Source organism: Xanthomonas sp. fls2-241-TYG-148, assembly GCF_030208815.1.
GTDB classification, from domain to species: Bacteria; Pseudomonadota; Gammaproteobacteria; order Xanthomonadales; family Xanthomonadaceae; genus Xanthomonas; species Xanthomonas campestris.
On record NZ_JARVTE010000003.1, the window covers coordinates 595768 to 618333 of the forward strand.

Annotated in this window: 22 protein-coding genes; 12 read left to right on the plus strand and 10 right to left on the minus strand. The window is 66.8% G+C overall.

Annotated features, from left to right (window positions below):
• Positions 1 to 114 precede the first annotated feature (114 nt).
• Positions 115 to 852 (plus strand): SIMPL domain-containing protein, encoded by a 738-nt coding sequence (locus QRM60_RS07845; protein WP_285445906.1) that lies wholly within the window; start codon positions 115 to 117, stop codon positions 850 to 852.
• A 383-nt stretch (positions 853 to 1235) separates the two neighbouring features.
• Positions 1236 to 1913 carry an energy transducer TonB gene (locus tag QRM60_RS07850; protein WP_225042378.1) on the plus strand — a complete coding sequence of 226 codons (678 nt, stop codon included), beginning with the start codon at positions 1236 to 1238 and terminating at the stop codon, positions 1911 to 1913.
• A 516-nt stretch (positions 1914 to 2429) separates the two neighbouring features.
• On the opposite strand, the gene rlmH is transcribed toward QRM60_RS07850, so the two are convergent.
• A complete protein-coding gene (gene rlmH, locus QRM60_RS07855; protein ID WP_011037743.1) occupies positions 2430 to 2900 on the minus strand; it encodes a 23S rRNA (pseudouridine(1915)-N(3))-methyltransferase RlmH in 471 nt (156 codons plus the stop codon).
• Between the two features lie 120 nt (positions 2901 to 3020).
• Between rlmH and QRM60_RS07860 the strand changes: the two genes are divergently transcribed.
• Positions 3021 to 4556, plus strand: coding sequence for an alkaline phosphatase PhoX (locus QRM60_RS07860; RefSeq protein WP_042598306.1), 1536 nt, complete (start codon positions 3021 to 3023; stop codon positions 4554 to 4556).
• A 72-nt stretch (positions 4557 to 4628) separates the two neighbouring features.
• Here QRM60_RS07860 and rsfS read toward each other — a convergent pair whose 3' ends face one another.
• From rsfS to QRM60_RS07890, 6 genes are all read right to left on the minus strand, one after another.
• The gene (gene rsfS / locus QRM60_RS07865; RefSeq protein ID WP_042598304.1) at positions 4629 to 5048 is read right to left on the minus strand and encodes a ribosome silencing factor; all 420 of its coding nucleotides are present in this window, start codon (positions 5046 to 5048) and stop codon (positions 4629 to 4631) included.
• Positions 5049 to 5104: 56 nt separating this feature from the next.
• On the minus strand, positions 5105 to 5833 hold the full coding sequence (nadD, locus tag QRM60_RS07870; RefSeq protein WP_238595608.1) for a nicotinate-nucleotide adenylyltransferase: 729 nt from the start codon (positions 5831 to 5833) through the stop codon (positions 5105 to 5107).
• A 167-nt stretch (positions 5834 to 6000) separates the two neighbouring features.
• A complete protein-coding gene (holA, locus tag QRM60_RS07875) occupies positions 6001 to 7029 on the minus strand; it encodes a DNA polymerase III subunit delta (RefSeq protein WP_115556381.1) in 1029 nt (342 codons plus the stop codon).
• A 20-nt stretch (positions 7030 to 7049) separates the two neighbouring features.
• Positions 7050 to 7700: an LPS assembly lipoprotein LptE gene (gene lptE, locus QRM60_RS07880; RefSeq protein WP_285445907.1), complete on the minus strand. Its 651-nt coding sequence runs from the start codon at positions 7698 to 7700 to the stop codon at positions 7050 to 7052.
• 417 nt (positions 7701 to 8117) lie between these two features.
• Complete coding sequence (gene leuS / locus QRM60_RS07885; protein ID WP_285445908.1) at positions 8118 to 10760, minus strand: leucine--tRNA ligase; 2643 nt, start codon at positions 10758 to 10760, stop codon at positions 8118 to 8120.
• 72 nt (positions 10761 to 10832) lie between these two features.
• Complete coding sequence (locus tag QRM60_RS07890) at positions 10833 to 11459, minus strand: DUF998 domain-containing protein (protein ID WP_285445909.1); 627 nt, start codon at positions 11457 to 11459, stop codon at positions 10833 to 10835.
• A 157-nt stretch (positions 11460 to 11616) separates the two neighbouring features.
• Between QRM60_RS07890 and trxA the strand changes: the two genes are divergently transcribed.
• From trxA to QRM60_RS07910, 4 genes are all read left to right on the plus strand, one after another.
• Entirely contained in the window at positions 11617 to 12474 is an 858-nt protein-coding gene (trxA, locus tag QRM60_RS07895; RefSeq protein ID WP_014508307.1) for a thioredoxin, read from the plus strand.
• Between the two features lie 121 nt (positions 12475 to 12595).
• Positions 12596 to 13045: a DUF4442 domain-containing protein gene (locus QRM60_RS07900; RefSeq protein WP_285445910.1), complete on the plus strand. Its 450-nt coding sequence runs from the start codon at positions 12596 to 12598 to the stop codon at positions 13043 to 13045.
• Between the two features lie 170 nt (positions 13046 to 13215).
• A complete protein-coding gene (locus QRM60_RS07905; RefSeq protein WP_042598290.1) occupies positions 13216 to 13455 on the plus strand; it encodes a DUF378 domain-containing protein in 240 nt (79 codons plus the stop codon).
• A 236-nt stretch (positions 13456 to 13691) separates the two neighbouring features.
• Complete coding sequence (locus tag QRM60_RS07910) at positions 13692 to 14597, plus strand: peptidylprolyl isomerase (protein WP_285445911.1); 906 nt, start codon at positions 13692 to 13694, stop codon at positions 14595 to 14597.
• 76 nt (positions 14598 to 14673) lie between these two features.
• Here the strand turns inward: QRM60_RS07910 and QRM60_RS07915 are convergent, their stop codons facing one another.
• Entirely contained in the window at positions 14674 to 15561 is an 888-nt protein-coding gene (locus QRM60_RS07915) for a DMT family transporter (RefSeq protein ID WP_273672260.1), read from the minus strand.
• A 170-nt stretch (positions 15562 to 15731) separates the two neighbouring features.
• Here QRM60_RS07915 and QRM60_RS07920 point away from each other — a divergent pair, with 170 nt between their 5' ends.
• The 4 genes from QRM60_RS07920 to QRM60_RS07935 all read left to right on the plus strand — a co-directional run bounded on the left by QRM60_RS07920 (position 15732) and on the right by QRM60_RS07935 (position 19141).
• On the plus strand, positions 15732 to 16724 hold the full coding sequence (locus QRM60_RS07920; RefSeq protein WP_285445912.1) for a LysR substrate-binding domain-containing protein: 993 nt from the start codon (positions 15732 to 15734) through the stop codon (positions 16722 to 16724).
• A gap of 267 nt (positions 16725 to 16991) precedes the next feature.
• The gene (locus QRM60_RS07925) at positions 16992 to 17306 is read left to right on the plus strand and encodes a metalloregulator ArsR/SmtB family transcription factor (RefSeq protein ID WP_012437889.1); all 315 of its coding nucleotides are present in this window, start codon (positions 16992 to 16994) and stop codon (positions 17304 to 17306) included.
• Positions 17307 to 17423: 117 nt separating this feature from the next.
• A complete protein-coding gene (locus QRM60_RS07930) occupies positions 17424 to 18758 on the plus strand; it encodes a DUF2867 domain-containing protein (RefSeq protein WP_285445925.1) in 1335 nt (444 codons plus the stop codon).
• 89 nt (positions 18759 to 18847) lie between these two features.
• Positions 18848 to 19141 carry a hypothetical protein gene (locus tag QRM60_RS07935; RefSeq protein WP_014508313.1) on the plus strand — a complete coding sequence of 98 codons (294 nt, stop codon included), beginning with the start codon at positions 18848 to 18850 and terminating at the stop codon, positions 19139 to 19141.
• Positions 19142 to 19201: 60 nt separating this feature from the next.
• Here the strand turns inward: QRM60_RS07935 and QRM60_RS07940 are convergent, their stop codons facing one another.
• The gene (locus tag QRM60_RS07940) at positions 19202 to 20002 is read right to left on the minus strand and encodes a DUF4349 domain-containing protein (protein ID WP_042598281.1); all 801 of its coding nucleotides are present in this window, start codon (positions 20000 to 20002) and stop codon (positions 19202 to 19204) included.
• Complete coding sequence (locus QRM60_RS07945) at positions 19999 to 20124, minus strand: hypothetical protein (protein ID WP_267478103.1); 126 nt, start codon at positions 20122 to 20124, stop codon at positions 19999 to 20001. Before QRM60_RS07945 ends, QRM60_RS07940 begins: the two co-directional genes overlap by 4 nt.
• A gap of 100 nt (positions 20125 to 20224) precedes the next feature.
• Here QRM60_RS07945 and QRM60_RS07950 point away from each other — a divergent pair, with 100 nt between their 5' ends.
• Positions 20225 to 22027, plus strand: a complete 1803-nt coding sequence (locus tag QRM60_RS07950; RefSeq protein ID WP_115556387.1) for a DUF885 domain-containing protein — start codon at positions 20225 to 20227, stop codon at positions 22025 to 22027.
• Positions 22028 to 22566: the final 539 nt, after the last annotated feature.

Sequence of the window (22566 nt, forward strand, 5' to 3'; positions counted from 1 at the left end):
CATACCTGTTGGCCGTCCCTGCACGCTTGCCTGTCGCGCCATCGCCGCGCACGATCGACTCACAGCATATTCATCGGCCCCACAACACGCTGCGCGCACAGACAAGGAGACTCCATGCGTACCACCCTCAAGCCGTTGTTGCTGGCCCTGTCCATCGCTGCCGGAACCGCCATGACCGCCCACGCCCAGACCGCTCCGAGCTACACCATTCCCAACGATGGCACCTTGCTCAATGTGTCGGCCGAAGCAGAAGCCAAGCGCGTGCCGGACATCGCCACGGTGTCGGCCGGCGTGGTGACCCAGGCGGTGGATGGCAATGCCGCGATGCGCCAGAACGCAGAGCAGATGAGTAAGGTCATGACCGCGGTCAAGTCCGCCGGCATCGCCGACAAGGACGTGCAGACCAGCGGCATCAATCTCAATCCGCAGTACAGCTACAAAGAAAACGAAGCGCCGAAGATCATCGGCTACCAGGCCAGCAACACCGTCAGCCTGAAGGTGCGCGACATCGCCAAGCTGGGCAAGGTGCTCGATGCCCTGGTTGCGCAAGGCGCCAACGACATCAGCGGCCCCAGCTTCTCGATCGACCAGCCCGAACCGGTCTACGACGAAGCCCGCGTGGCCGCGCTCAAGAAGGCGCAGGCCCGCGCCGAAACCTACGCCAAGTCGCTGGGGCTCAAGGTACGCCGCATCGTCAGCATCTCCGAAGGCCGCAGCGGCGGCGGCGTGGTGCGCCCGATGATGATGGCCGCCTCGATGCGCTCGGCCAAGGCCGAGATGGACACCCAGGTGGCTCCGGGCGAAAGCACCCTGTCGATCACCCTGGATGTGACGTTCGAACTGGGGCGCTGATGCGCTAGCACCGCAATAGCGCACTCGAAAAAGCTGCCCGTCATGGGCAGTTTTTTTGCCCGTTGATCCGCCAGCGTCGTAGCTTGGCGGCGTTCGCCGGTGAACGCATGGGCCATTGGAGCTGCCAAGTGCTGCATTTTTTAATTGTGATTTGAAGGCCGTTCTTCAGCATCAACCGCACAAAGGCAGCTTGAGCGCTATAGCGCACTCAGGCATGGCGCCGACTGCCCACGCACCATTCCACCCACGATCGACCGGGCTGCTTGCAGCCGACGCTACGCGTCGCTTGTGCAGCCGTGCGCGCTGCGGTAAACCTACGCTACCGGATGGTGTAGTGCGTCCGGGCCGCGCTGGTCCTTTCCGCAGTTCCGTTTTGGAGGTGGATGATGGTTCGCACGCAATCGCAGGTTTCTTCCCGTCCCCTTGGCATCGACACATCGCGCGTCCTGGCGATGAGCACGGCCGTGGCGCTGCATCTGCTGGCCGGTGGCTTGTTGTTGATCCCGTTGTCGCACCACCAGGTCATGCAACCGCCCACGCCGAAGGAGCGCTGGCTGATGCCGATCACCGTGCCGGCGACGCCGCCGCCGCCGCTCGTGTTTCCGGTCGAGGTGAAGTTCAAGGCGCCCAGCACCCGTACTCCTCTCATTGCCGATCCGGTGGTGAAGCAGCCATCGGTGACGCAGACAGCGGTGGTCGACACCGCGCACGTGGCGTTGGAGGCAGTGTCGGATACGGCGCCGACTATCAGCGCCCCGGCTGCCCCCCCTTCAAGCGGGCCGGTGGACGCCGGGCAGTTGCACTATCTCAGCGCGCCCGCACCGAGTTACCCGGTGGCCGCGCTGCGCGCCGGGCAACAAGGCACGGTGATGCTGCGCGTGCTGGTGGGTACCGACGGCCGCCCGGCCGAAGTCAGCGTGCAAACCAGCAGCGGTCACCGCGCGCTCGATCTGGCCGCGCGTAGCCAGGTACTGCGCAGCTGGCGCTTCCAGCCGGCAATGCAGAACGGCCAGGCGGTACAGGCCTACGGGTTGGTGCCGGTGAGCTTTTCGTTGAATTGAAGCGTTGACCGACGCGGCGGCCTGCACCTGCAGCCGCCGCACTGCTGCCAATCTCCACATACCGACCCTCCTGCCGAGCAGGCATGCGCGCTCGGCAGCAAGCGTAACCACCGACGCTGCCGTCTTGGTGGTCTTGTGCGTCATCCAGGGAACGCAGGCGATGACCTGCCACATCAACAGGTTTGAAGCAACCAACACGGGACCGGCTAGTGACCAGGCGTCATCCCGGCCGGCACGATCAGAATGGCAACGACGCGGAGGTACGTCCCGGACGCCACTACCGAACGCCTCCCTCTGGACACAGCGCAATCGGCGACCAGGCACTCGATGAAGTTAGCTGCACAGTGCTCGCCATGACGCCATGACGCGCGATGGTGAGGACGCCCTGCCTGCTTGAAACCGCGACGACGCGTGTACAAGCAGGCCGCAACTGCCGAGTGCATCAAGCTGGACGCTGCACAATCTGCGCTCAGTTGCGCTGATCAGGCCAGCTGCACAGCACGTGCCATGAAAGCGCTACGCGCGATGGTAAGGATGATTGGCCAGCATCGCGGCCGCGCGGTAGAGCTGCTCGGCGACGATCAGGCGCACCAGCATGTGCGGCAACGTTAGCGGGCCGATCGACCAGCTCTCGTTGGCGCTCTTCACCACGTCGGCGGCATGGCCCTCGGGCCCGCCGATCAAAAAGGCCAGATCGCGGCCCTGCCCGCGCCAATGTTCCATGCGCTGGGCCAGCTGTTCGGAACTGAGCGGGCGCCCGGGCACATCGAGCGCGACCACATGCGCATTCTTGGGAAGCGCCGCCAGCACGCGGCGCCCTTCGTCGTCGATGGCGCGTTGCGCGTCGCGGCCCTTGCCGCGCAGGCCGGGTTCGATCTCGACCAGCTCCAGCGGCATCCAGTGCGAGAGACGTTTCTGATATTCGGCAAAGCCCTGCGCCACCCAGGCCGGTGCGCGCTCGCCGGTGGCGATGAGTCGGCATTTCATCCGTACATGATATCCGCGTCACAGCCTGGGCTGTCCGTGGCGATTTGTCGTTGTGTGTCATGGCGTGGTTACAGGCGGCAATTAGTGTCGCCCGACCACCCAGCCCGCAGGAGTCGTTCGATGCATGTTTTCGATCCCGCCCGTCGCCAGGTCCTCAAAGGCAGCGCCGCCGTGATGGCCGCCGGTGCCCTTGGCAGCCTGAGCGCATTGCAATCGCGCCAGGCCCAGGCCGCTACCACGCCCTCCATGCGCCTGGCGCCGGTGCCCAGCCGTTACGGCCCGCTCGCGCCGGTCGCCGACCAGAGCACCGGCCTGCCCTTGCTGCAGCTGCCGCGCGGCTTCAGCTACCGCTCGTTCGGTTGGAGCGGCGACCGCATGGACGATGGCCAACCCTGCCCCGACCGGCATGACGGCATGGCCGTGGTCAGCCTGCGTCGGCCCGGCTGGCGCCCCGGCACCGATGGCCTGCGCGGCCTGGAATACGTGCTGATCCGCAATCACGAGCGTGGCGCGGCCACACCATTCCGTGCGCCGGCGATGTACGACACCGGCATCGTCAGCGGCACCGCGCAGGCCGGCGGCGGCACCACCACGCTGAGTTATGGGCGGCGCGGCTGGGGCAGCCTGGAACCGAGCCTGGGCGGCACCCTGGTCAATTGCGCCGGCGGTCCGACGCCCTGGGGCACCTGGCTGAGCTGCGAAGAGATCAAGACCAATGCGGTCTCCAGCACCGGGCGCAAGCACGGCTACGTGTTCGAAGTGGACCCGGACAGCCACCGCACCACCGGCCGGCCGCTGGTCGGGCTGGGCCGCTTCAGCCATGAGGCGGTGGCGATCGACCCGCGCACCGGCATCGTCTATCTCACCGAAGACGACCGCAACAAGGCCGGGTTGTACCGCTTCATTCCCAACGACCGCCGCGGCCGCAACGGCTCGCTGGAGAACGGCGGCCGGCTGCAGGCCGCACGCGTGCGTGGCAAGCGCAACGCCGACCTCACCGTGGCCAGCATCGGTCAGCAGTTCCAGTTGGAATGGGTCGACATCGAAGAGCCGGATCTGGACAGCATCGCTGCACCAGCGGGCTTTGCCGACATCGGCGCCAACGACACCCTGAGCGGACCGTTCGCGCAGGCCTGGGCCGATGGCGCGCTGCGCATGAGTCGCGGCGAAGGCATCTGGTACAGCTACGGCAAGCTGTTCATCGTCGACACCAGCACCGGCGTGGATGCACAGGGCCGGCGCGGCTACGGCAATGGCGCGGTGTGGGTGCTGGACCTGTTTACCCAGCGGCTCAGCGCGCTGTTCGTCAGTGGCAACCAGCTGGCGGCGCATAACCCGGACAACGTCACCGTCAGCGCGCGCGGTGGCGTGGTGCTGTGCGAAGACGGCGGCGAGAGCCCGGACGAATACGGCCCGGGCGCACGCCTGCTGGGCCTGACCCGCAACGGTGAGTCGTTCTATCTAGCCAAGAACAACGTGCAGCTGACCTCGCAGCAGATCGCCGATGCCGGCAAAACCATTGCCGAGGGCGACTACCGCGACACCGAGTTCTGCGGCGCCTGCTGGGATCCGCTGGCGCAGACGTTGTTCGTCAACATCCAGACCCCGGGGATCACCCTGGCCATCACCGGCCCATGGGAGCGCGGGCCGCTGTAAGCCGCCCGACCACGCGCAAACACGAACGGCGCCCGAGGGCGCCGTTCGTTGCTGTGACGCAGGTGCGCAGACTTAAGCCTGCTCGTCGTCCGCTGCCTCTTCCAGATCGGACGGACGCTGGTCGCCAACAGTCCACAAGCGCTCCAGCGCATAGAACTCGCGCACGCGCGGCAGCATCACATGCACCACCACATCGCCCAGGTCCACCAGCACCCACTCGGCCTCGCGCTCGCCTTCCACGCCCAGCGGCATCACGTCCAGACGCTTGGCGAACTTCACCACTTCTTCGGCAATCGACTTCACGTGGCGGGTCGAGGTGCCCGATGCCACCACCATGTAATCGCAGACGCTGGACTTGCCGCGCACGTCGATCTCGACCACGTCCTTGGCTTTCAGCTCCTCGACGGCCTCACGCACGGTGGCCAACAGGGCCGGCACGGACGGCGGCGGGTTCGGAATGGAGGTCTTGATGACTTGGGCTTGGCTGGTCAAAGCAGGCAACTCGATAGATTTGGGTGAATTATAGGCAAGTCCGGCCGCTCGCGTGTTCAGCTAGCCGGCCGAACGCAGCCATACAGGCCTTCTTCGGCGATAAATGCGGCAACCGCCGGCGGCACCAGCTCCTGCCATTGGCCACCGGCGGCGATGCGGCTGCGCACCGCGCTGGCCGATTCGCCGCGCAACGGATGCGGCAGCCGCCATAGCCGACCGGCCGGCGCGTTGAGCAGGTCGCGCGCGTCGGTGGCCCACCGGCCCTGCACCGCCTGCGCCAGCACCGGCGCATCGGCCAGGTCCAGCGCGGTGCCGGGGCGCGCAGCGATCACCAGATGCGCCAGCCCGAAGAGTTCGGTCCACTCATGCCAGCCGGGCAGGCCCACAAAGGCATCGGCACCCAGCAGCCAGGCGATGGGCGTGGCGGTCCCGAGCTGGGCGCGCACCTCGTGCAGGGTGTCCACCGTGTAGGACGGCGCCCCGCCCTGCGCGGCGCGGCGCACCTCGCGGGTATCCAGCAGCAGCCCGGGGAGATCGGCCAGGGCCAGTTCCAGCATGCGGGTGCGCTGCGCGGCGGTGGCACCGGGCGCGGGGCGATGTGGCGGGTCTGCGGCCGGCACCAGATGCACCTGCGCGCCGAGCGCATCGCGTGCGGCGCAGGCAATGGCCAGGTGGCCGAGATGGATCGGGTCGAAGGTGCCGCCGTAGTAGAGGTGGAGCTTGGGGCGGGAATCGGCAATCGGCAATCGGGAGTCGGTATGGGACCGGGATTCGGGATTGGGGATCTGGGATTCGGGAAGAAGCGGCTCTGACGCGGCGGCCTGCGCGTTGGTGGCGGGTGACGTTGGAGCGACGCCGGTGGGAGGTACCGGCCGTGCGCCTTGCGCTGCGGTTGGAGGCTCTCGCTCTGCGGAGCCGGCGCCCCGCTCAGCAGTTCCGGCCTGCCCCGCTGTCACGCCAGCAATCTCACCGCGCGGGCTTCGGCGACAGCGACCAGCAGGCGTTCCAGCGCCACCCAGGGGTCACCCTCGGCGCGCCCCTTGGCCATGCGATCGACCAGCCCGGCCTCGGCGACGAAGCGTTCCCACCGGCGCGGCTCGGGATGCCGTTGCAAGGCGCGCTTGAACGGTGCCTGGCGGGATTCCCAGATGCCCTGGGCCTTCATTTCGGCGCCCAGGTTGCCGCCGCCGGCCTGCACCTTGGCCAGGGAGGCGGTGCGCAGCAATTCCTTGATCAGGATGGGCATCAGCGCCGCGACTGCCTCGCCTTCAGCGCGCAGGCCGGCGAGCATGCGCACCACCGCGGCCGGCTGCCCGGAGAAGGTGGTTTCGGCCAGGCGGAAGACGTCGTAACGGGCAGCATCGGCCACCAGCGATTCCATCGCCTCCAGATCCAGCACCTTGCCATCGGCCAGCAAGGCGAGCTTGTCGATCTCCTGTGCGGCGGCCAGCAGGTTGCCTTCCACCCGCTCGCTCAGCCGCTGCACCGCGGCCGCATCGGCACGCAGGCCCTGGCTGCGCAGGCGGCGCTCGATCCAGTCCGATAACTCATGCGGTTTGATCGCCCAGGCCACGGCGATGGTGCCGATCCGCCCGACCGCATCGGCCCATTTGCCCTGGTGCGCCTTGCTCCAGTCGTTGGCGGTGATCAGCAGCACCACGTCCGGCGGCGGGTTGGCGCAGAACCGGGTGATGACCTCGGCGCCGTCCTTGCCCGGCTTGCCGCTGGGCATGCGTACTTCGACCAGGCGGCGCGGGCTGAACAGGCTGGGCGCATTGAAGCTGGCGTCCAGCTGGTTCCAGTCGAACTCACGCCCGTCGGCGTCGAACACTTCGCGCTCGCTGATGCCTTCGGCGCGCGCGCGGGCACGCACCGCGTCGGCGGCCTCCAGCACACGCAGGGTTTCCGGGCCGGCAATCAGATAGACCGGCTGCAACGGCTGGCTGGACTGGCCGGCCAGCTGCTCTGGGCGTAGTTCCATGGACGAAGGCGCGCGAGCGCTTAGTTGTTGTTCGACGGCTGCGGTGCGGGCGGCAGCGACGCCGGCACGCTCGACTCCGGCGTGCCGGACGGCTGCACCGGCGGCGTGGTGCTGGGCTGCAGCGGCGCGGTGGGCGTGCTTTCCAGCGATTCGCCGCGCTCCACGCGGGCGCGCACCACGCTGTCGATACGGCGCAGGATCGAGGCAGACATGTCCTTGCGCAGCTCGTCGGCCAGGATCTCGCGCTCGGTCGCGGTACCGGTGGCATCCACCGGCGGCGACACGTAATCACGCGACAGCTCGATCACCTGCTGCGGCACCAGGACTGCGCCGTTGGCGGTGGTCACGGTGAAGATCGCCGCATAGCGTAGGCTGTATTCCTGCGCACGGCCCTGGCTGTCGATGGCGATCGGCAGATCGCCCCAGCGCTCGGACAACACCTGCACCTGCGCAAAGCCGCTCTTGGCGCCGTCGTCGGCCAGGGTGGCGCCGGCGGCCTTCAGGCCACGGCGCAGCAGTTTGGCCAGTTCGCTGTACTGCACCGCCGACTGCACCTTGACCGCAGGCGTATCCGGCGGCAGCGCCAACGAATTGCGCAGGTGAAAGCCGCAGGCGGTGAGGCTCGAGACAAGCACGAGGGAGGCGGCGAAGGCAGTAGGAAATCGGATCATGGGCACAGTCTGGAGGAGCGCCCCGGCGGCGGCAACAGGCGGCTAGCCTGCCCGAGACGGCGTGAACGGGGCTTGAGAGGGCGCCGCACTACATTGCGGCGCCCGGAAATGAAAAACGCGTCGCCACGCGCCAATGAACTGAATCACCGGGAACACGGCAACAGATCTGACAAACGTCGCCACGCGTCATTGCGATGATTGCCGTGAACCGCCCGAGCAATCCCCCCGCGCGCGTCACCACGCACCAGTGGAGTTCCTCACGCGAAACGCGGCACCACCCGCAACGGCGCATTGCGACTTACCAATTACCAATGCAATGCATCGCCAGCAACACAGGTAAAACCTAAGCTACCGTCGCCAGGCGCCGATCCGGCAAATCGCCCGGACCGGGCCTGGCAACCCGGCACTGCGCAGCACTCAGCCCGCCACGATATTCACGATCTTGCCGGGCACGATGATGATCTTGCGCACGCTCAGGCCTTCCAGGAACTTGGCCGCGTTCGGCTCGGCCAGCGCCAGTGCTTCGATCTGCTCGCGCGCTGCGTCGGCGGCCACCTCGATGGTGCCACGCAACTTGCCGTTGACCTGGATCGCCAGCGTCAGCGCATCACGCACCAGCGCCGCCGCGTCGACCTGCGGGAACGGCACGTTTTCCAGCAGCGTTTCGCCACGTCCCAGCACCTGCCACAGCGCATGGCTGGCGTGCGGGGTGATCGGGTTGAGCAGCAGCACCATCGCTTCCAGCGCTTCCTGGCGCACGGCGCGCCCCTGCGCACTGGCGTCGTCGAACTTGGCCAGCGCGTTGGACAACTCCATCACCGCGGCAATGGCGGTGTTGAAGCTGTGGCGGCGGCCGTAGTCGTCGTCCACCTTGCCGATGGTCTCGTGGGTCTTGCGGCGGATCGCCTTCTGCTCGGCACTCAGGCTGGCCACATCCAATGCAGCGGCAGCGCCCTCGCCCACATGCCTGTGCACCTGCACCCACAGCCGGCGCATGAAGCGCGCCATGCCGTCGACACCGGCCTCGTTCCATTCCAGCGACTGCTCGGGCGGTGCGGCGAACATCGAGAACAGGCGCACGGTGTCGGCGCCGTACTTGGCCACCATGGCCTGCGGGTCCACGCCATTGTTCTTGGACTTGGACATCTTCTCGGTGCCACCGATATGGACCGGCTGGCCGTCGGCGATCAGGCTGGCGCCAACCACGCGCCCGCGCTCATCGCGCTGGATTTCCACATCGGCCGGGTTGATCCAGTCCTTGCCGCCGTTGTCGGCGTCGCGATAGAACGTCTCGGCGATGACCATGCCCTGGGTGAGCAGGTTGGTCACCGGCTCGTCGCTATCCACCAGCCGCGCGTCACGCATGAGCTTGTGATAGAAGCGGAAATACATCAGGTGCAGGATCGCGTGCTCGATGCCGCCCACGTACAGGTCGGCCGGCATCCAGTAGTTGGCGCGGCGGTCGACCATGTCGCGTGCGTTCGGGCTGGTGTAGCGCGCCACGTACCAGCTCGACTCCATAAAGGTGTCGAAGGTGTCGGTTTCGCGCTCGGCCGGGCCGCCGCACTCCGGGCAGGTGGTCTGGCGCCAGGTGGGGTCGGTCTTGATCGGCGAACCGGTGCCGGCAAATTCCACATTTTCCGGCAACACCACCGGCAGTTGGTCTTCCGGCACCGGCACCGCGCCGCACTTGGCGCAGTAGATCACCGGAATCGGGCAGCCCCAATAGCGCTGGCGGCTCACGCCCCAATCGCGCAGGCGGTAATTGATGCGGCGCTGGCCCTGGCCCTTGCGCTCGAAGCGCTCGGCCAATGCTTCGAAGGCGCCGTAGTAATCGAGGCCATCGAACTCGGCAGAGTTGATCAACTCCAGCTCGCGGCTCTTGTCGGTGTACCAGTCGCGCCACTGCGTGGCATCCCAGGCCTGTTCGTCGTCATTGCGCGGCTCGCGCAGCTTGACCACCTGCACGATCGGCAGGCCGTACTTGTTGGCGAACTCGAAATCGCGCTGGTCGTGACCCGGCACCGCCATCACCGCGCCGGTGCCGTAGCCCATCAGCACGAAGTTGGCCACCCACACCGGCACTTCCTCGCCGCTGATCGGGTGCACCGCGGTCAGGCCGGTGGCCATGCCGCGCTTTTCCTGGGTTTCCAGCTCGGCTTCAGACACGCCGCCGTGCTTGAGCGTCTCCAGCATGCTGGCCAGTTCCGGATTGGACTTGGCCGCGTGCTGCGCCAGCGGGTGTTCGGCGGCGATGGACACGAAGGTCACGCCCATCAAGGTGTCCGGGCGGGTGGTGAACACGCGTAGCGGATCGAGCGGCGCGCCGTTGGTGTCGCGCACGTCGAACTGGATCTCCAGCCCTTCCGAGCGGCCAATCCAGTTGCGCTGCATGGTCTTGACCGAATCCGGCCAGCCGTCCAACTGATCCAGGCCGTCGAGCAATTCCTGCGCGTAATCGGTGATGCGCAGGAACCACTGCGGAATCTCGCGTTTTTCCACCAGCGCGCCAGAACGCCAACCGCGGCCATCGATCACCTGCTCGTTGGCCAGCACGGTCTGGTCGATCGGGTCCCAGTTCACCACCGCGTTGCGGCGATAGGCCAGGCCCTTGCGCATCAGCCGGGTGAACATGCGCTGCTCGTGCACGTAATAGTCCGGCGTGCAGGTGGCGAACTCGCGCGACCAGTCGATCGCATAGCCCAGCGATTTCAGCTGCGCGCGCATGTGTTCGATGTTGGCGTAGGTCCACTTGGCCGGCGCGGTCTTGTTCTTGATCGCGGCGTTTTCGGCCGGCAGGCCGAACGCATCCCATCCCATCGGCTGCAGCACGTTGTGCCCGGTCATGCGCTTGTAGCGGCTGACCACGTCGGAGATGGTGTAGTTGCGCACATGCCCCATGTGCAGCGCACCGGAGGGGTACGGCAGCATCGACAGGCAATAGAACTTCGGTTTGTCCGAGTTCTCGTCGACCTGGAAGGAGCGGGTGGCATCCCAGAACTGCTGGGCGGAGGTTTCGACCTGCTGGGGGTCGTAGGCGTTCGGTTCGACGGTGGACATTGGGAGCAGATGCTCGGGCGGTGCAAAGCGGTACAGGGTACCGCAGTGCAGCAGGTGCTCCAAACCGCTGGCTCAGACCGGGCGGCTACCCGGCCGCACCAGCGCCGGCCAGGACCAGCCCGCCACCGCCAACCAGCCCACCCAGGCCAGGAACGCCACGCGCTGGGCCACCGCCTGGCGCAGCAACCCGGGCGGGCCGAACGAGAGCACCGCCACCAGCAGGCCGGCGGCCAGGCTCAGCCACGCCAGCGCGCGCATGCCGGGCTGGTTGAGCAACTGCGCGGCAATCAACAGCATGCCGGGGACGAAAGCCACCGCCCACAGCAGCCAGGCGGTGGCATGCGACTGGCTGGCGCGCGCGTCCAGGTCGGTGGGATCCAGCGGCAACAGGCCCATGCCGATGAAGGCCAGGCCCGCCAGCACGATCAACTGCCCACCCACGCGCAGGCTCCAGCCAGCCTTGGGCGGCATGCGGGCGAGCAGGCTGATGCCGGTGGCCATGCCGAGCCCGCCCACCAGCACGAACGCCAGCAGATTGAAGCCCACCGCATGCGGCACCCCGGCTGCGCCCAGCAATGCCACCGGGTGACTGCCCTGCAGGTAGCCGGGAAGCGCGGCCCCGAAGCCGGCCACTGCCAGCACAAAGGCAGTGGCGGCGATCAAGCCCAGATACCGCTGCACACCCTCGATGATCGCCATTGCCCTGCTCCACGTCGCGGCGCGCAACGCGCCAGAGCACGGCATTGTCGTGCGCGGCGGGCGCGGCGTGAACCCCTGGCGGCGGCAACGCTGGCCTTGTCTGGGCCGGGTTTGCCACCATTACGGTCCACTGTTGCCGTCATTCTCCTGGAAACCCATGTCCGACAAAGCGCATGTATTCGATGTCACCACCGACACCTTCGAGACCGAGGTCCTGCAGAAATCGTTGACGACACCGGTGCTGGTGGACTTCTGGGCCACCTGGTGCGGGCCGTGCAAATCGCTGACGCCAATCCTGGAAAAGCTGGCAGCCGACTACAACGGCGCATTCGAACTGGCCAAGGTCGACGTGGACAAGGAGCAGCAGATCGCTGCAGCCTTCCAGATCCGCTCGGTTCCCACCGTGTTCCTGGTCAAGGGTGGCGAACTGGTGGACGGCTTCCCGGGCGCCATGCCGGAAGGCCAGATCCGCGAGTTCCTGACCCAGCACGGCGTGCTGCCGGCCGAGCCGCAGGTGGCCGAAGAGGTTCCGCTGGCACCGCTGGACCCGCAGGCGCAGGTCGCCGCGCTACGCGAGGCGATCGCCGCCGAGCCGGACAAGGACGAACTCAAGCTGGACCTGGCGCTGGCGCTGCTCAAGACCGGCGACACGCTCGAGGCCGAGCAGTTGATCGACGCCCTGCCCGCCAACCTGGCCACCGACGACCGCGCCGTGCGCGCCAAGGCGCGGCTGGGCTTTGCGAACGTGCTCAAGGATGCGCCCGACGCCGCCGCCCTGCAGGCGACGGTGGCCGCCGATGGCAGCGACCTGCACGCGCGCCATCTGCTCGGGGTCCGTCACCTGCTCGAAGGCGACGACGAAGCGGCGCTGGAGCAGTTTCTGGAAATGCTGCGCCAGAACCGCGGTTTCGAGGACAACCTGCCGCGCCGCAGCCTGATCGACGCGTTCCGCGTGATCGAGGACGAAGACCTGGTGGGCCGCTACCGCCGCAAGATGTCGGCGCTGTTGTTCTGATCCCTGCGCGCTGCAGATGCCGGCCGTCGCGGCCGCATCTGCAGCGCGATGTGCCTTCGGCATTACTCCATACGCATACGAATGTTATTCTCGGCACTGGCCTGGAGAGCTGACGTCGAGCATGCGTGCACCCTTGTTCAAATTCGGCCTCAACCTGTGGCCGCCGTTCCTGTTCGCGGGCATCCACGTCACCGTGTTGTCGGCCGATTACCGCTACACGCGGGTCGAGCTGCGCCAGCGGCCATGGAACCGCAACTACGTGGGCACGCATTTCGGCGGCAGCCTGTTCGCCATGACCGACCCGTTCTGGATGCTGCTGGTGATGCAGAACCTGGGACGCGATTACTACGTCTGGGACAAGGCCGGCAGCATCGACTTCATCAAGCCCGGCCGTGGCACGGTGACCGCGGACTTCGTGCTCGACAACGCCATCCTCGACACCTTGCGCAGCGCCACCGACAGCGGCGAAAAATACCTGCACTGGTTCGACACCGACGTGCACGACCGCAGCGGTGATGTGGTTGCGCGCGTGCATAAGCAGCTCTACATCAAGCGCAAGCCGCAACGCTGACGAGCGCGAGAAATACGCGTCACAGCACGCCGCAGACGAGGTCGATTGCCGTCCTCACCACGTGAGTGATGCGTCTTTGCAATGCAAAAAGACGCGTTGAAACGCTCACGATGCATTTGCGCTGCGATGGTGAATCTAGGCACTCCAAACCCACACACGGACTGCCTCCCATGAAAGCGATCAATGTCATCACCCTGGTGCTTCTTATCGTCGGCGGATTGAACTGGGGCCTGGTTGGCCTGTTCCAATTCGATCTGGTTGCCGCGCTGTTTGGCGGACAAGACGCGGCCCTGTCGCGCGTGGTGTACACACTGGTCGGCCTGTCTGCGCTGTGGCAGCTGATCCCGCTGTTCCGCAACAACCATGCGCCGGCACAGCACCACACCAGCCCGCACGTGCGTAACCACTAAGAGCCGCTGGCAACAACGACGCCGTTTTGTTAGCCGCTCCAACGTTGCATCGGCGGCGCGCTGAGCCGGTTGTGTCCAGACAGCTGATTTATCGTGCCGCTGCTGCATTTGCATCACCACAACGCCGGCCTTCGTGCCGGCGTTGTGCTGCTGGCGTATGGCATGGGTAGCGCACCGCCCTTTGCGTTGGCGCGCCGCGTCGGCAAGAATCAGTCACCTCCCCGCTGGCTGCCTTCATGCTTCTGCGCACCCTCGCTTCTGCCTGCCTGCTCGCCCTGTTGGTGCCCACCGCTGCCAGCGCTGCCTACCGAAGCCCGCAGCAATTGCTCGACGCCTCGCCCGCCTCCGCGTGGCGCGTCCCGGATCCCGAGCGCACGCTGTATCTGGAACTGGACAGCGGCCGGGTGATCATCGAACTAGCTCCGCAGTTCGCGCCGGCGCATGTGGGCAATATCCGTACCCTGGCGCATGAGCGCTTCTGGGACGGGCTGAGCATCTATCGCTCGCAGGACAATTTTGTGGTGCAGTTCGGCGACCCCGACGGCGAGACGCCGGCCAAGGCCAAATCACTGGGATCGGCGAAGACGCATCTGCCGGCCGAATTCGAACGCGCCTCGCAGGGCCTGGATTTCCAGCGCCTGCCCGACAGCGACGGCTGGGCACCGCAGGTCGGCTTCGTCGACGGTTTTCCGGTGGGCCGCGATCCGGCCAGCGGCAAGACCTGGCTGGCGCATTGCTATGGCACCTTGGGCGCGGGTCGCAATAACGATGAAGACAGCAGCATCGGCGCCGAGCTCTACGTGGTCACCGGTCAATCGCCCCGTCAGCTGGACCGCAACATCACCGTGGTCGGCCGCGTGGTCAAGGGCATGGAACTGCTGAGCGTGATTCCGCGCGGACCTGATCCAATGGGTTTTTACGAAGACGCCGCGCAGCGCACGACGCTGCGCGCGATCCGGCTCGCCAGCGAGGTGCCGTTGCCCGAGCGCACGCCGCTGCAATTGCTGCGCACCGACAGCCAGACCTTCCGGGACGTGGCCGAAGCACGCCGCAACCGCAAGGACGATTTCTACAAGCGACCGGCCGGGCACATCGATCTGTGCAATGTGCCGTTGCCGGTGCGGACGCCGCCTGCGCGTTGAGTCGGGAATGGGGAATTGGGAATGGGGAATCGCAAAAGCGGGTTCGCCTCACCACTCCCAGAAAAACTGCGCATAGTTAACGTGCGCGTTGGCTGAAGGCCACGCTTCCGAGGATCAATACCGCGGCCAGCAGCATGGTCCAGGTCAGTGCCTCGCCCAATAGTGCCCAGGCCAGCAGCGCGCCGAACACCGGCACCAGATAGGTGACGGTGGAGGCGCGCGCGGGGCCGATGCGCTGGATCAGGCGGTAATACATCAGGAAGGCCAGCCCGGTGCACACCACGCCCAATGCACCGGCGCAGGCCCACGCGCTTGCCGGCACCGGCGCGCTCGGCCACTGCCACCACGCCACCGGCGCCAGCAGCAGCGCACTGCACCCCAATGTGGAGGCTGCCGACGCTGCCGGCGGCAGATCGCCCATGTGGCGTTTCACCAGGTTGTAGCCGATGCCATACAGCAGCGACGCGGTAGCGCCGGCCAACGCGGCCGGCCCCACGCTGAGCCCGGCGGACTTGCCGGTGGCCAGTACCAGCACGCCGATGAAGCCGATCAACAGTGCCACCGCGCGGCGCGTGCCGATGCGTTCGCCAAAGAACACGAACGCGATCAATGCAGTGAACAACACCGTCATCGCGTTGCAGATCGCGCCCACCGCCGCGGGCGCATGCTGCGCGCCCCAGGCGAACAGCAGGAACGGCAATGCCGAATTGAGCACCCCGATGGCGGCCAGCATCGGCCAACGGTGCAGCGGGAAGCGGCGGCGCGCCACCCACAAAAACGGCAACAACACCGCGGCACCCAGCGCGAGACGAATTTCCACCAGTGCCGCGGCGCCGAAATGCGGCGCGGCCACACGCATGAACAGGAACGAGCAGCCCCACACGATTCCCAGGAACACCAGTTCCAGCGGGGTGCGCCAATCGCGCACGCCAAGCGCCGGTTGCAGTGACGGCTGTGCACTCATGCGTGCGCCCTCCTGGCCTGCAGTGCGCCAGTGCGCACGCGTGAAAGAACATTGGGCAGGCGAGCGGTCATGGCGCGGGATCGAGGTGCGGAGCGACAAAGCATCCGCGTACATCGCAGGCGCGACAAGCGCGTAGTATCGGGGCGAGCCACAAATCTCACTCATGCCTCATGCACCTACGCCCTACCTTGCTGCCTGCGCTCGGCGTCTTCGCCGCAGCCGCGCGCCACCAGAACTTCGCCCATGCGGCGGAAGAACTGCACCTCACCGCCAGCGCGGTGAGCCATCACGTGCGCAAGCTCGAGGCACTGCTCGGTGCAACCTTGTTCCAGCGGCTGCCGCGCGGCGTAATGCTCACCGCCGAAGGACGCCAGCTGGCCGATGCCGCCAGCGCGGCGCTGGCCGAGATCGCCGCGGTGGCAGGCAATCTGCATCCGCGCGAAGACGCCATCCCGTTGCGCGTGACCACGCTGCGGTCGCTGTCGTATTGCTGGTTGTTGCCACGTCTGCCGCGGTTCTGCCGCCTGCACCCGCATATCCGCCTGGACCTGCAATCGGACCCGGCGTTCTCTCGCTTCGAGGAAGGCGGGCCGGAAGTGGGCATCCGCTATGGCCAAGGCGCCTGGCCGGGGCTGACCTCGCACCACCTGATGGACGACGAACTGTTCCCGGTGGCCTCGCCCTCGTTGCCGGAAGTGGCCGCATTGCAGACGCCAGCGCAGATTGCGCAACTGCCGCTGTTGTCGGACATGTCGCCGCAAGGCTGGCGCGACTGGTTCCGTGCGGCGCAGGTGCGCGGCACCACGCTACCGCCAATGCACACCTTCAACGACAGCACCGATGCGATGCGCGCGGCCGTGTACGGACTGGGCGCGGTGCTGGCACGCAAGCACATTGCCCAACCGTATCTGCAGCGCTATGAGCTGGTACGCCTGCCCGGCCCGACCTTGAAGGCGCGCTACGCCTATTACATCGTGCACCCCAGCCATCGCGCGCCCAGCCCGGCGGCCACCGTGTTCATCGACTGGCTCAAACGCGAAGCACTGGACGAGCGCACGCCGATGCCGGCACTGCCCGCCGAACTGCTGGCATTGCCCACCGGCGAGAGCACGCGCGCGCCAAGCCAGCGACGGCGATCGCGCCGTGCGCCGGCATCCGAGTGAGCTTGCGCCGGAGGTAGTGCATCGCCATCTGCAACTGCGCCGCGATGCCTCCCGTCATGCAAGCGGTGCAATCAGTCTGCCGCCTACCGGCGTAGCGGCTACCCAAAATCAATGAGATGCGAGCACGCCAACACGGCCTTGCACCGTACTTCACCCTCTCCAAACAGGGACGGGCGTCGCTCCCAGCCAGACCCGCCAGTAAAAATCACTTGACACCTCGCACACCAAGCGAGTTAATTAGCTAATTCGTTAATTAGCTAAGCCATCATGTCGATCGATCGCATCTTCGAAGCCCTGGCATCGCGGCCACGTCGCGAGATCCTGGCTTATCTGTCGGCGCAGGAACTCACCGCTGGCCAGATTGGCGAGCGCTTTGCGATGAGTGCGCCCGCCATTTCGCGGCATCTGTCGGTGTTGTCGGCGGCTGGCCTGGTCAGCAGCGAACGGCGCGGCCAGTTCGTGGTGTACCGGCTGACCCCGGACAACATGGTCAACACGCTCAGCGGTTTCGCCTTCGAGGTCTGCCCCAAGGCCGGTCCGTTGCAACGCGAATCGCGCAAATTGGCCAAGAAACCGCGCTGAATTCCGCTCTTCGTCATGACTGCAAGGATTGCCATGTACCCACAACAGGTTGTTGCCGAAGCGAGTTTCCCCCGCGTGTTGCTGCCCTCCTGCAGCGGCGGGCGGCCGGTGGAAGTGATCCTGATCGCCCAGTTGGATCCAGGCGCCGGCGACGGCCTGATCGCTCAGGCCGGCGTGCGGCAACAGCGGCACCCGGCCCATCACGCCGCACTGGACGAGCCATCGGCGCAGCTGTCGGCACCGGACTTCCAGCTGGGCGACCCGGCCTCGCTGTTCTCGTTTTCGGTCGGCCCGCAGGGGCATCCGTTTCACTGCCATGCCGGCAACCGCGTGTTCACTGCGGTGACCGGCAGCGGCGGCGCGCAGTTGCGGTTCTCGACCGCTTCGGCGCAGCAGATTGCGCAGGATCCGCAGGCCTTCCTGCACGCGCTGCGCCATGTGGACCTGCCCGGCGACAGCCTGTTCACGGTGCGCTTTGGCGGTGGCACCTGGCATCAGTTCGCGCCAGCGCGCGGTAGCGCGAGCCATTCGGCGTTGTTCGCCCTGTCCTGCCATCCCGATGAAGCCGCGGGTGCGCTGGACAGCGCGCGGCAGGCCTTGGTCAGCAGTGGCCAGGCCACCATCGCCAGCCTCACCGAGCTGCTGCCGGCGGCGGTCACCGCATTGCTGGAATCGGACCAGTTCCGCCCCAGCGAGGTGCCGACCACGGCGCTGTCCTTCAACGTCAGACCACAGAGCTGGCAGCAGCGTGCGTGCGCCCGTGCGCGGCGCTGGGCCGGTCGCCTGCGCCAGGCCCTGGCGCTGACACAACGTGGCGGCTTCGTGGCCACCAGTGCGCCGGCACCGCGTGTGCGCGCACTGCCCACCGTGGCAGACGATGCGCTGCTGCACGCGCACTTCAGCGCGCCGGTGCACTACCAGGACAGCCATCAGGTGCAACTGGATACCCGCCAGCTGCACAGCGACCGGCTGCCGGAGCTGATGTGCGATCTGCTGCAGGCCTTCATCGACCAGCCACCGAGCGGGGTGAGCGGATTGATGCGGCTGCGCAACCTGATGGTCAAACCGCTGGGGCTGCGCACCTCGCCGCTGGGTTGCCCGGTGTCGTCGTTACTGGACCCGCATGCAGCGCAGCGGTTCGCCGGCCGTTACCCGGTGCTGGCGCACCGCAGCGACGCCGATGGCCGGCAGGTGCAGGTGCTACTGGGCGCGGACGACAAACACGTGCGTTTCCGCTCGGCGATCAGCGTGCGCCGTACCGGTGAACACACGCTCGCGGTGACCATGGCGACGCAGGTGCATTGCCGCAACCTGTTCGGGCACCTGTACATGGCGGCGATCCACCGCACCCATCGTCACTACATCATGCCGGCCATGCTCGGCAGCGCCGCGCGGCAGGTGCTGGAGACGGCGCAGCACGCGCAGGCAGGCTGGCGCACGCAGCCGGCATGAAGCGCATGACGCGGAGCCGGCAGGCCATCACCTTGCCTTTGCCTGCCGCTACCTAGGCTCTGCGTTCCCACCACTCAGGACCAACGCCCATGCCGACTCTTCGCATGCGTATCACCGGCACCGACGACGATGCCCGCGCCATTGGCAATCTGTTGCAGAGCATCGAAGGCATCGAGCACGTCGAGGAAGTCGACGATCTGATGCCGCACCTGGACGATGACGACTCCAGTTCGGCAGGTCTGTCCGACGACGAAGGTCCGGGCACGCACGAATTCGAAGTGGAAGCCGGCAACGAATCGACTGCGCAGAAGGTGCGCGACGCCGTGCAGGAACTGGCGCTGCAGCTGGATGTGTTCATTGAATTCGAGGTCGACGAGGGCTAAGCCCGCATCGCACTGCCGCATCTGGGCAGGCCAGCGCTGTGCGCCGGCCTGCCTGAGGCGTTACACCACCCGGCGCCGCCGCGCCCGCCAGCGCCACGCCAGCCGCAGCAGCCAGCCGACGATGGCCAGCACCACCACGACCGGCACCAAGGCCGCCACCGCGCGGATGACAAAGGCCACGCTGGAGGCAAACACCTGACCGAACTCGGCAGCCGCTTCGGCGATCTCGCCACGGCCCTGCTCGCCGCTGGTGCCACGGAATTCGATGGTCAGCAACTGCGTGCGCACGCGGCGTTGCTGCTGCGCGGCCTGTTGCTGGGTCTGCTGCGCTTCGGCTTCGATCTCGGCCAGCCGCTTGGACAAGGCCAGCAGATCCGTCACCGCCAGGTCATGGCGCTGTTGCAGCTGCAGCAGCCGGGCATGTTCGTTTTGCAGGCGCGCTTGCGCCAGGCCGGTGTCGGCGATCTGCTGCGCCAGGTCTTCGGCATGCGTGGTGCGCGCGGCCACATCACCTTGCTGGCCAGCCAGCTGCACCAACGGGTCCACGCCGTCCGGCGCCACGCGCACGCGAATGCTGCCGCTGGGCGCGCGCCCGCCTTCCTGCGACACCGCCAGCAACGCGCAATCGCCGTACTGCGCCGACTGGCAGGCAGTGCGCACTGCGGTGATGCGTGGGCCGATCTGGTCGGCGGCCAACTCGATCCGCACTTCGTGCTCATACGCCAGCAAATTGCCCTGGCCGGACGGCGGCGCTGCAGGCGCAGCGGCCCCACCGGCAAGCTCGCGCTGCTGTTGAGCGCAGCCTGCCACCAGACCACAGGACAACAGCGCCAGCAGCACCGTGCGCAGCGCGGCGCTCATCGGCTGGCTCCTTCGGCCGCATGGCGCGGCGAGCAATTGCAGCCGTACACGCCACGGATGCGGGTTTCGGTGTGCAGATCGAACGCGATGCGTCCGCAATCAAAACTGCAGGTGTCGTGCATGGTCCACCTCCTTGGAAGGTGGCCAGGGTAAACCAATGGCGGATGCGGCCGGCAGCCTGGATGCCTATGCTGAGCGATTGCTACCACCCAGGACTCACGAATGCGTCAACGCCTGCTCGTCCTCGCCCTGCTCGCCGGTCTCAGCGCCTGCCAGCAGCCCGAACCGCCGCGTGCCGGCACCGCCGCCGCCACTGCACAGGATGCGCAGAGCCCGGATGCGCGCTTTGCCGCGCTCTCCAAGCACGCGCTGGACACCTGGATGCAACTGTCGCCGGTCAATGCCACCCAGGTCGGTGACCACCGCTTCGACAGCCAGCTCGATGATCTGAGCACCGCCGGCCGCCAGCGCAGCCTGGACGCCGGCAAGCAGCTACTGACCGAGCTCGATGCGCTGGACGTCAGCAAGCTCTCGCGCGAAAACCAGGTGGACGCGGCGATCCTGCGCAACCAGCTGCAATCGGAAATCTGGAACACCGAGGTGCTGCAGAGCTGGGCCTGGGACCCGCAGGTCTACAACGGCCTGGCCGGCAGCGCGCTGTACAGCCTGATGGCGCGTGAATTCGCGCCGCTGCCCGAGCGCCTGGCCTCGGCCACCCAGCGCATGGAAAAGATCCCCAGCCTGCTCGCACAGGCGCGCGAGAACCTGGATCCGGCGCGCGTGCCCAAGATCCATGCCGAGACGGTGGCCAAGCAGAACAAGGGCATCCTCAGCATCGTCGACACCTTCATCGCGCCCAACATCGGCCAGCTGTCCCCGCCCGATGCCGCGCGTGCGCAGGCCGCCATCGACAACCTGAAGAAAGCGGTGGCCGAGCAGCAAACCTGGCTGGACACGGTGCTGGTGCCCAACGCCAAGGGTGACTTCCGCGTGGGCGCGGAGAAGTACGACCAGAAGCTGAAGTTTGCGCTGCTGTCGTCGCTTTCGCGTGCGGAGATCAAGCAGCGTGCCGAATCCGAGCTCACGCGCGTACGCACGGAGATGTACGGCATTGCGCGCACCGTGCTCAAGGACAAGCCCGGCGCGCCGGCCCTGCCGGATGCGCCCAGCGATGACCAGCAGCAGGCCGCGATCGAGGCGGCGCTGGAACTGGCCTATGCCGACAAGCCGGCGCGCGACAAGGTGGTGGACGATGCCAAGGCGGCGCTCGCGCAGTCCACCGAATTCGTGCGCCAGAAAGATTTGATGACCCTGCCCGATTCGCCGGTGGACATCATCCTGATGCCGGAATTCCAGCGCGGCGTGGCGGTGGCCTACTGCGACTCGCCCGGCCCGCTCGACAAGAACCTCAAGACGTTCTATGCGGTGTCGCCGATCCCCGACGACTGGAATGCCAAGCAGGTCGATTCGTTCCTGCGCGAATACAACAGCCGCATGATCCACCTGCTCAGCATCCACGAAGGCACCCCGGGCCATTACCTGGAAGGCTGGCACTCGGGCAAGTTCCCCTCCACGCTGCGCGCGGTGCTGCGCTCGGGCATGTTTGCCGAAGGCTGGGCGGTCTACACCGAACGCATGATGCAGGAACAGGGCTACCTGGATAACGACCCGTTATTCCACCTGGTGCAGCTCAAGTTCTATCTGCGCACGATCGCCAACGCGATCCTCGACCAGGGCGTACACGTGGACGGCTGGGATCGCGACAAGGCGATGCACCTGATGACCCACGACACCTTCCAGCAGGAAAGCGAAGCGTCGGGCAAGTGGGTGCGTGCGCAGCTGTCGTCGGCCCAGTTGCCGACCTACTTCGTGGGCGTGCAGGAGCATCTGGATACGCGCAAGGCGGTGCAGGACAAGCTGGGCAGCACCTTCAATCTGAAGGCCTACCACGACAAGATCCTGTCCTACGGCGCACCGCCGGTACGCTTTGCACGCGAGTTGATGCTGGATCAGCCGATTCAGTGACCGCGTCCTTCTCCCCTCGGGAGAAGGTGCCCCACAGGGGCGGATGAGGGTGCGGGCGAAGCCTCGTGTAGTCCAACTAGCGAGTGGCTACGCCCCGTACCCTCACCCCAACCCCTCTCCCGATGGGAGAGGGGCTTGATGAAGAGCTGCCTGCATCCCTTCTCCCCTCGGGAGAAGGTGCCCCAAAGGGGCGGATGAGGTGCGGGCGAAGCCTCGTGTAGTCCAACTAGCGAGTGGCTACGCCCCGTACCCTCACCCCAACCCCTCTCCCACGGGAGAGGGGCTCAATGAGAGCTGCCTGCATTCCTTCTCCCCTCGGGAGAAGGTGCCCCGCAGGGGCGGATGAGGGTGCGGGCGAAGCCTCGTGTGGCCAACATAGCAAGTGGCTTCGCCCCGTACCCTCACCCCAACCCCTCTCCCGACGGGAGAGGGGCTCAATGTGAGCTGCCTGCATCCCTTCTCCCCTCGGGAGAAGGTGCCCCAAAGGGGCGGATGAGGGTGCGGGCGAAGCCTCGTGTGGCCAACATAGCAAGTGGCTA

Bases quoted from the DNA above. Each gene is read 5' to 3' on its own strand.
- leuS (WP_285445908.1), bottom strand. From the start codon at position 10,760: ATGTCCACCGTCGAACCGAACGCCTACGACCCCCAGCAGGTCGAAACC.
- QRM60_RS07920 (WP_285445912.1), top strand. From the start codon at position 15,732: ATGCACCTACGCCCTACCTTGCTGCCTGCGCTCGGCGTCTTCGCCGCA.
- lptE (WP_285445907.1), bottom strand. From the start codon at position 7,700: ATGATCCGATTTCCTACTGCCTTCGCCGCCTCCCTCGTGCTTGTCTCG.
- QRM60_RS07940 (WP_042598281.1), bottom strand. From the start codon at position 20,002: ATGAGCGCCGCGCTGCGCACGGTGCTGCTGGCGCTGTTGTCCTGTGGT.
- QRM60_RS07845 (WP_285445906.1), top strand. From the start codon at position 115: ATGCGTACCACCCTCAAGCCGTTGTTGCTGGCCCTGTCCATCGCTGCC.
- QRM60_RS07910 (WP_285445911.1), top strand. From the start codon at position 13,692: ATGCTTCTGCGCACCCTCGCTTCTGCCTGCCTGCTCGCCCTGTTGGTG.
- QRM60_RS07915 (WP_273672260.1), bottom strand. From the start codon at position 15,561: ATGAGTGCACAGCCGTCACTGCAACCGGCGCTTGGCGTGCGCGATTGG.
- QRM60_RS07890 (WP_285445909.1), bottom strand. From the start codon at position 11,459: ATGGCGATCATCGAGGGTGTGCAGCGGTATCTGGGCTTGATCGCCGCC.
- QRM60_RS07935 (WP_014508313.1), top strand. From the start codon at position 18,848: ATGCCGACTCTTCGCATGCGTATCACCGGCACCGACGACGATGCCCGC.
- rlmH (WP_011037743.1), bottom strand. From the start codon at position 2,900: ATGAAATGCCGACTCATCGCCACCGGCGAGCGCGCACCGGCCTGGGTG.
- QRM60_RS07925 (WP_012437889.1), top strand. From the start codon at position 16,992: ATGTCGATCGATCGCATCTTCGAAGCCCTGGCATCGCGGCCACGTCGC.
- QRM60_RS07945 (WP_267478103.1), bottom strand. From the start codon at position 20,124: ATGCACGACACCTGCAGTTTTGATTGCGGACGCATCGCGTTCGATCTG.
- QRM60_RS07905 (WP_042598290.1), top strand. From the start codon at position 13,216: ATGAAAGCGATCAATGTCATCACCCTGGTGCTTCTTATCGTCGGCGGA.
- trxA (WP_014508307.1), top strand. From the start codon at position 11,617: ATGTCCGACAAAGCGCATGTATTCGATGTCACCACCGACACCTTCGAG.
- QRM60_RS07850 (WP_225042378.1), top strand. From the start codon at position 1,236: ATGATGGTTCGCACGCAATCGCAGGTTTCTTCCCGTCCCCTTGGCATC.
- QRM60_RS07950 (WP_115556387.1), top strand. From the start codon at position 20,225: ATGCGTCAACGCCTGCTCGTCCTCGCCCTGCTCGCCGGTCTCAGCGCC.
- QRM60_RS07860 (WP_042598306.1), top strand. From the start codon at position 3,021: ATGCATGTTTTCGATCCCGCCCGTCGCCAGGTCCTCAAAGGCAGCGCC.
- QRM60_RS07900 (WP_285445910.1), top strand. From the start codon at position 12,596: ATGCGTGCACCCTTGTTCAAATTCGGCCTCAACCTGTGGCCGCCGTTC.
- holA (WP_115556381.1), bottom strand. From the start codon at position 7,029: ATGGAACTACGCCCAGAGCAGCTGGCCGGCCAGTCCAGCCAGCCGTTG.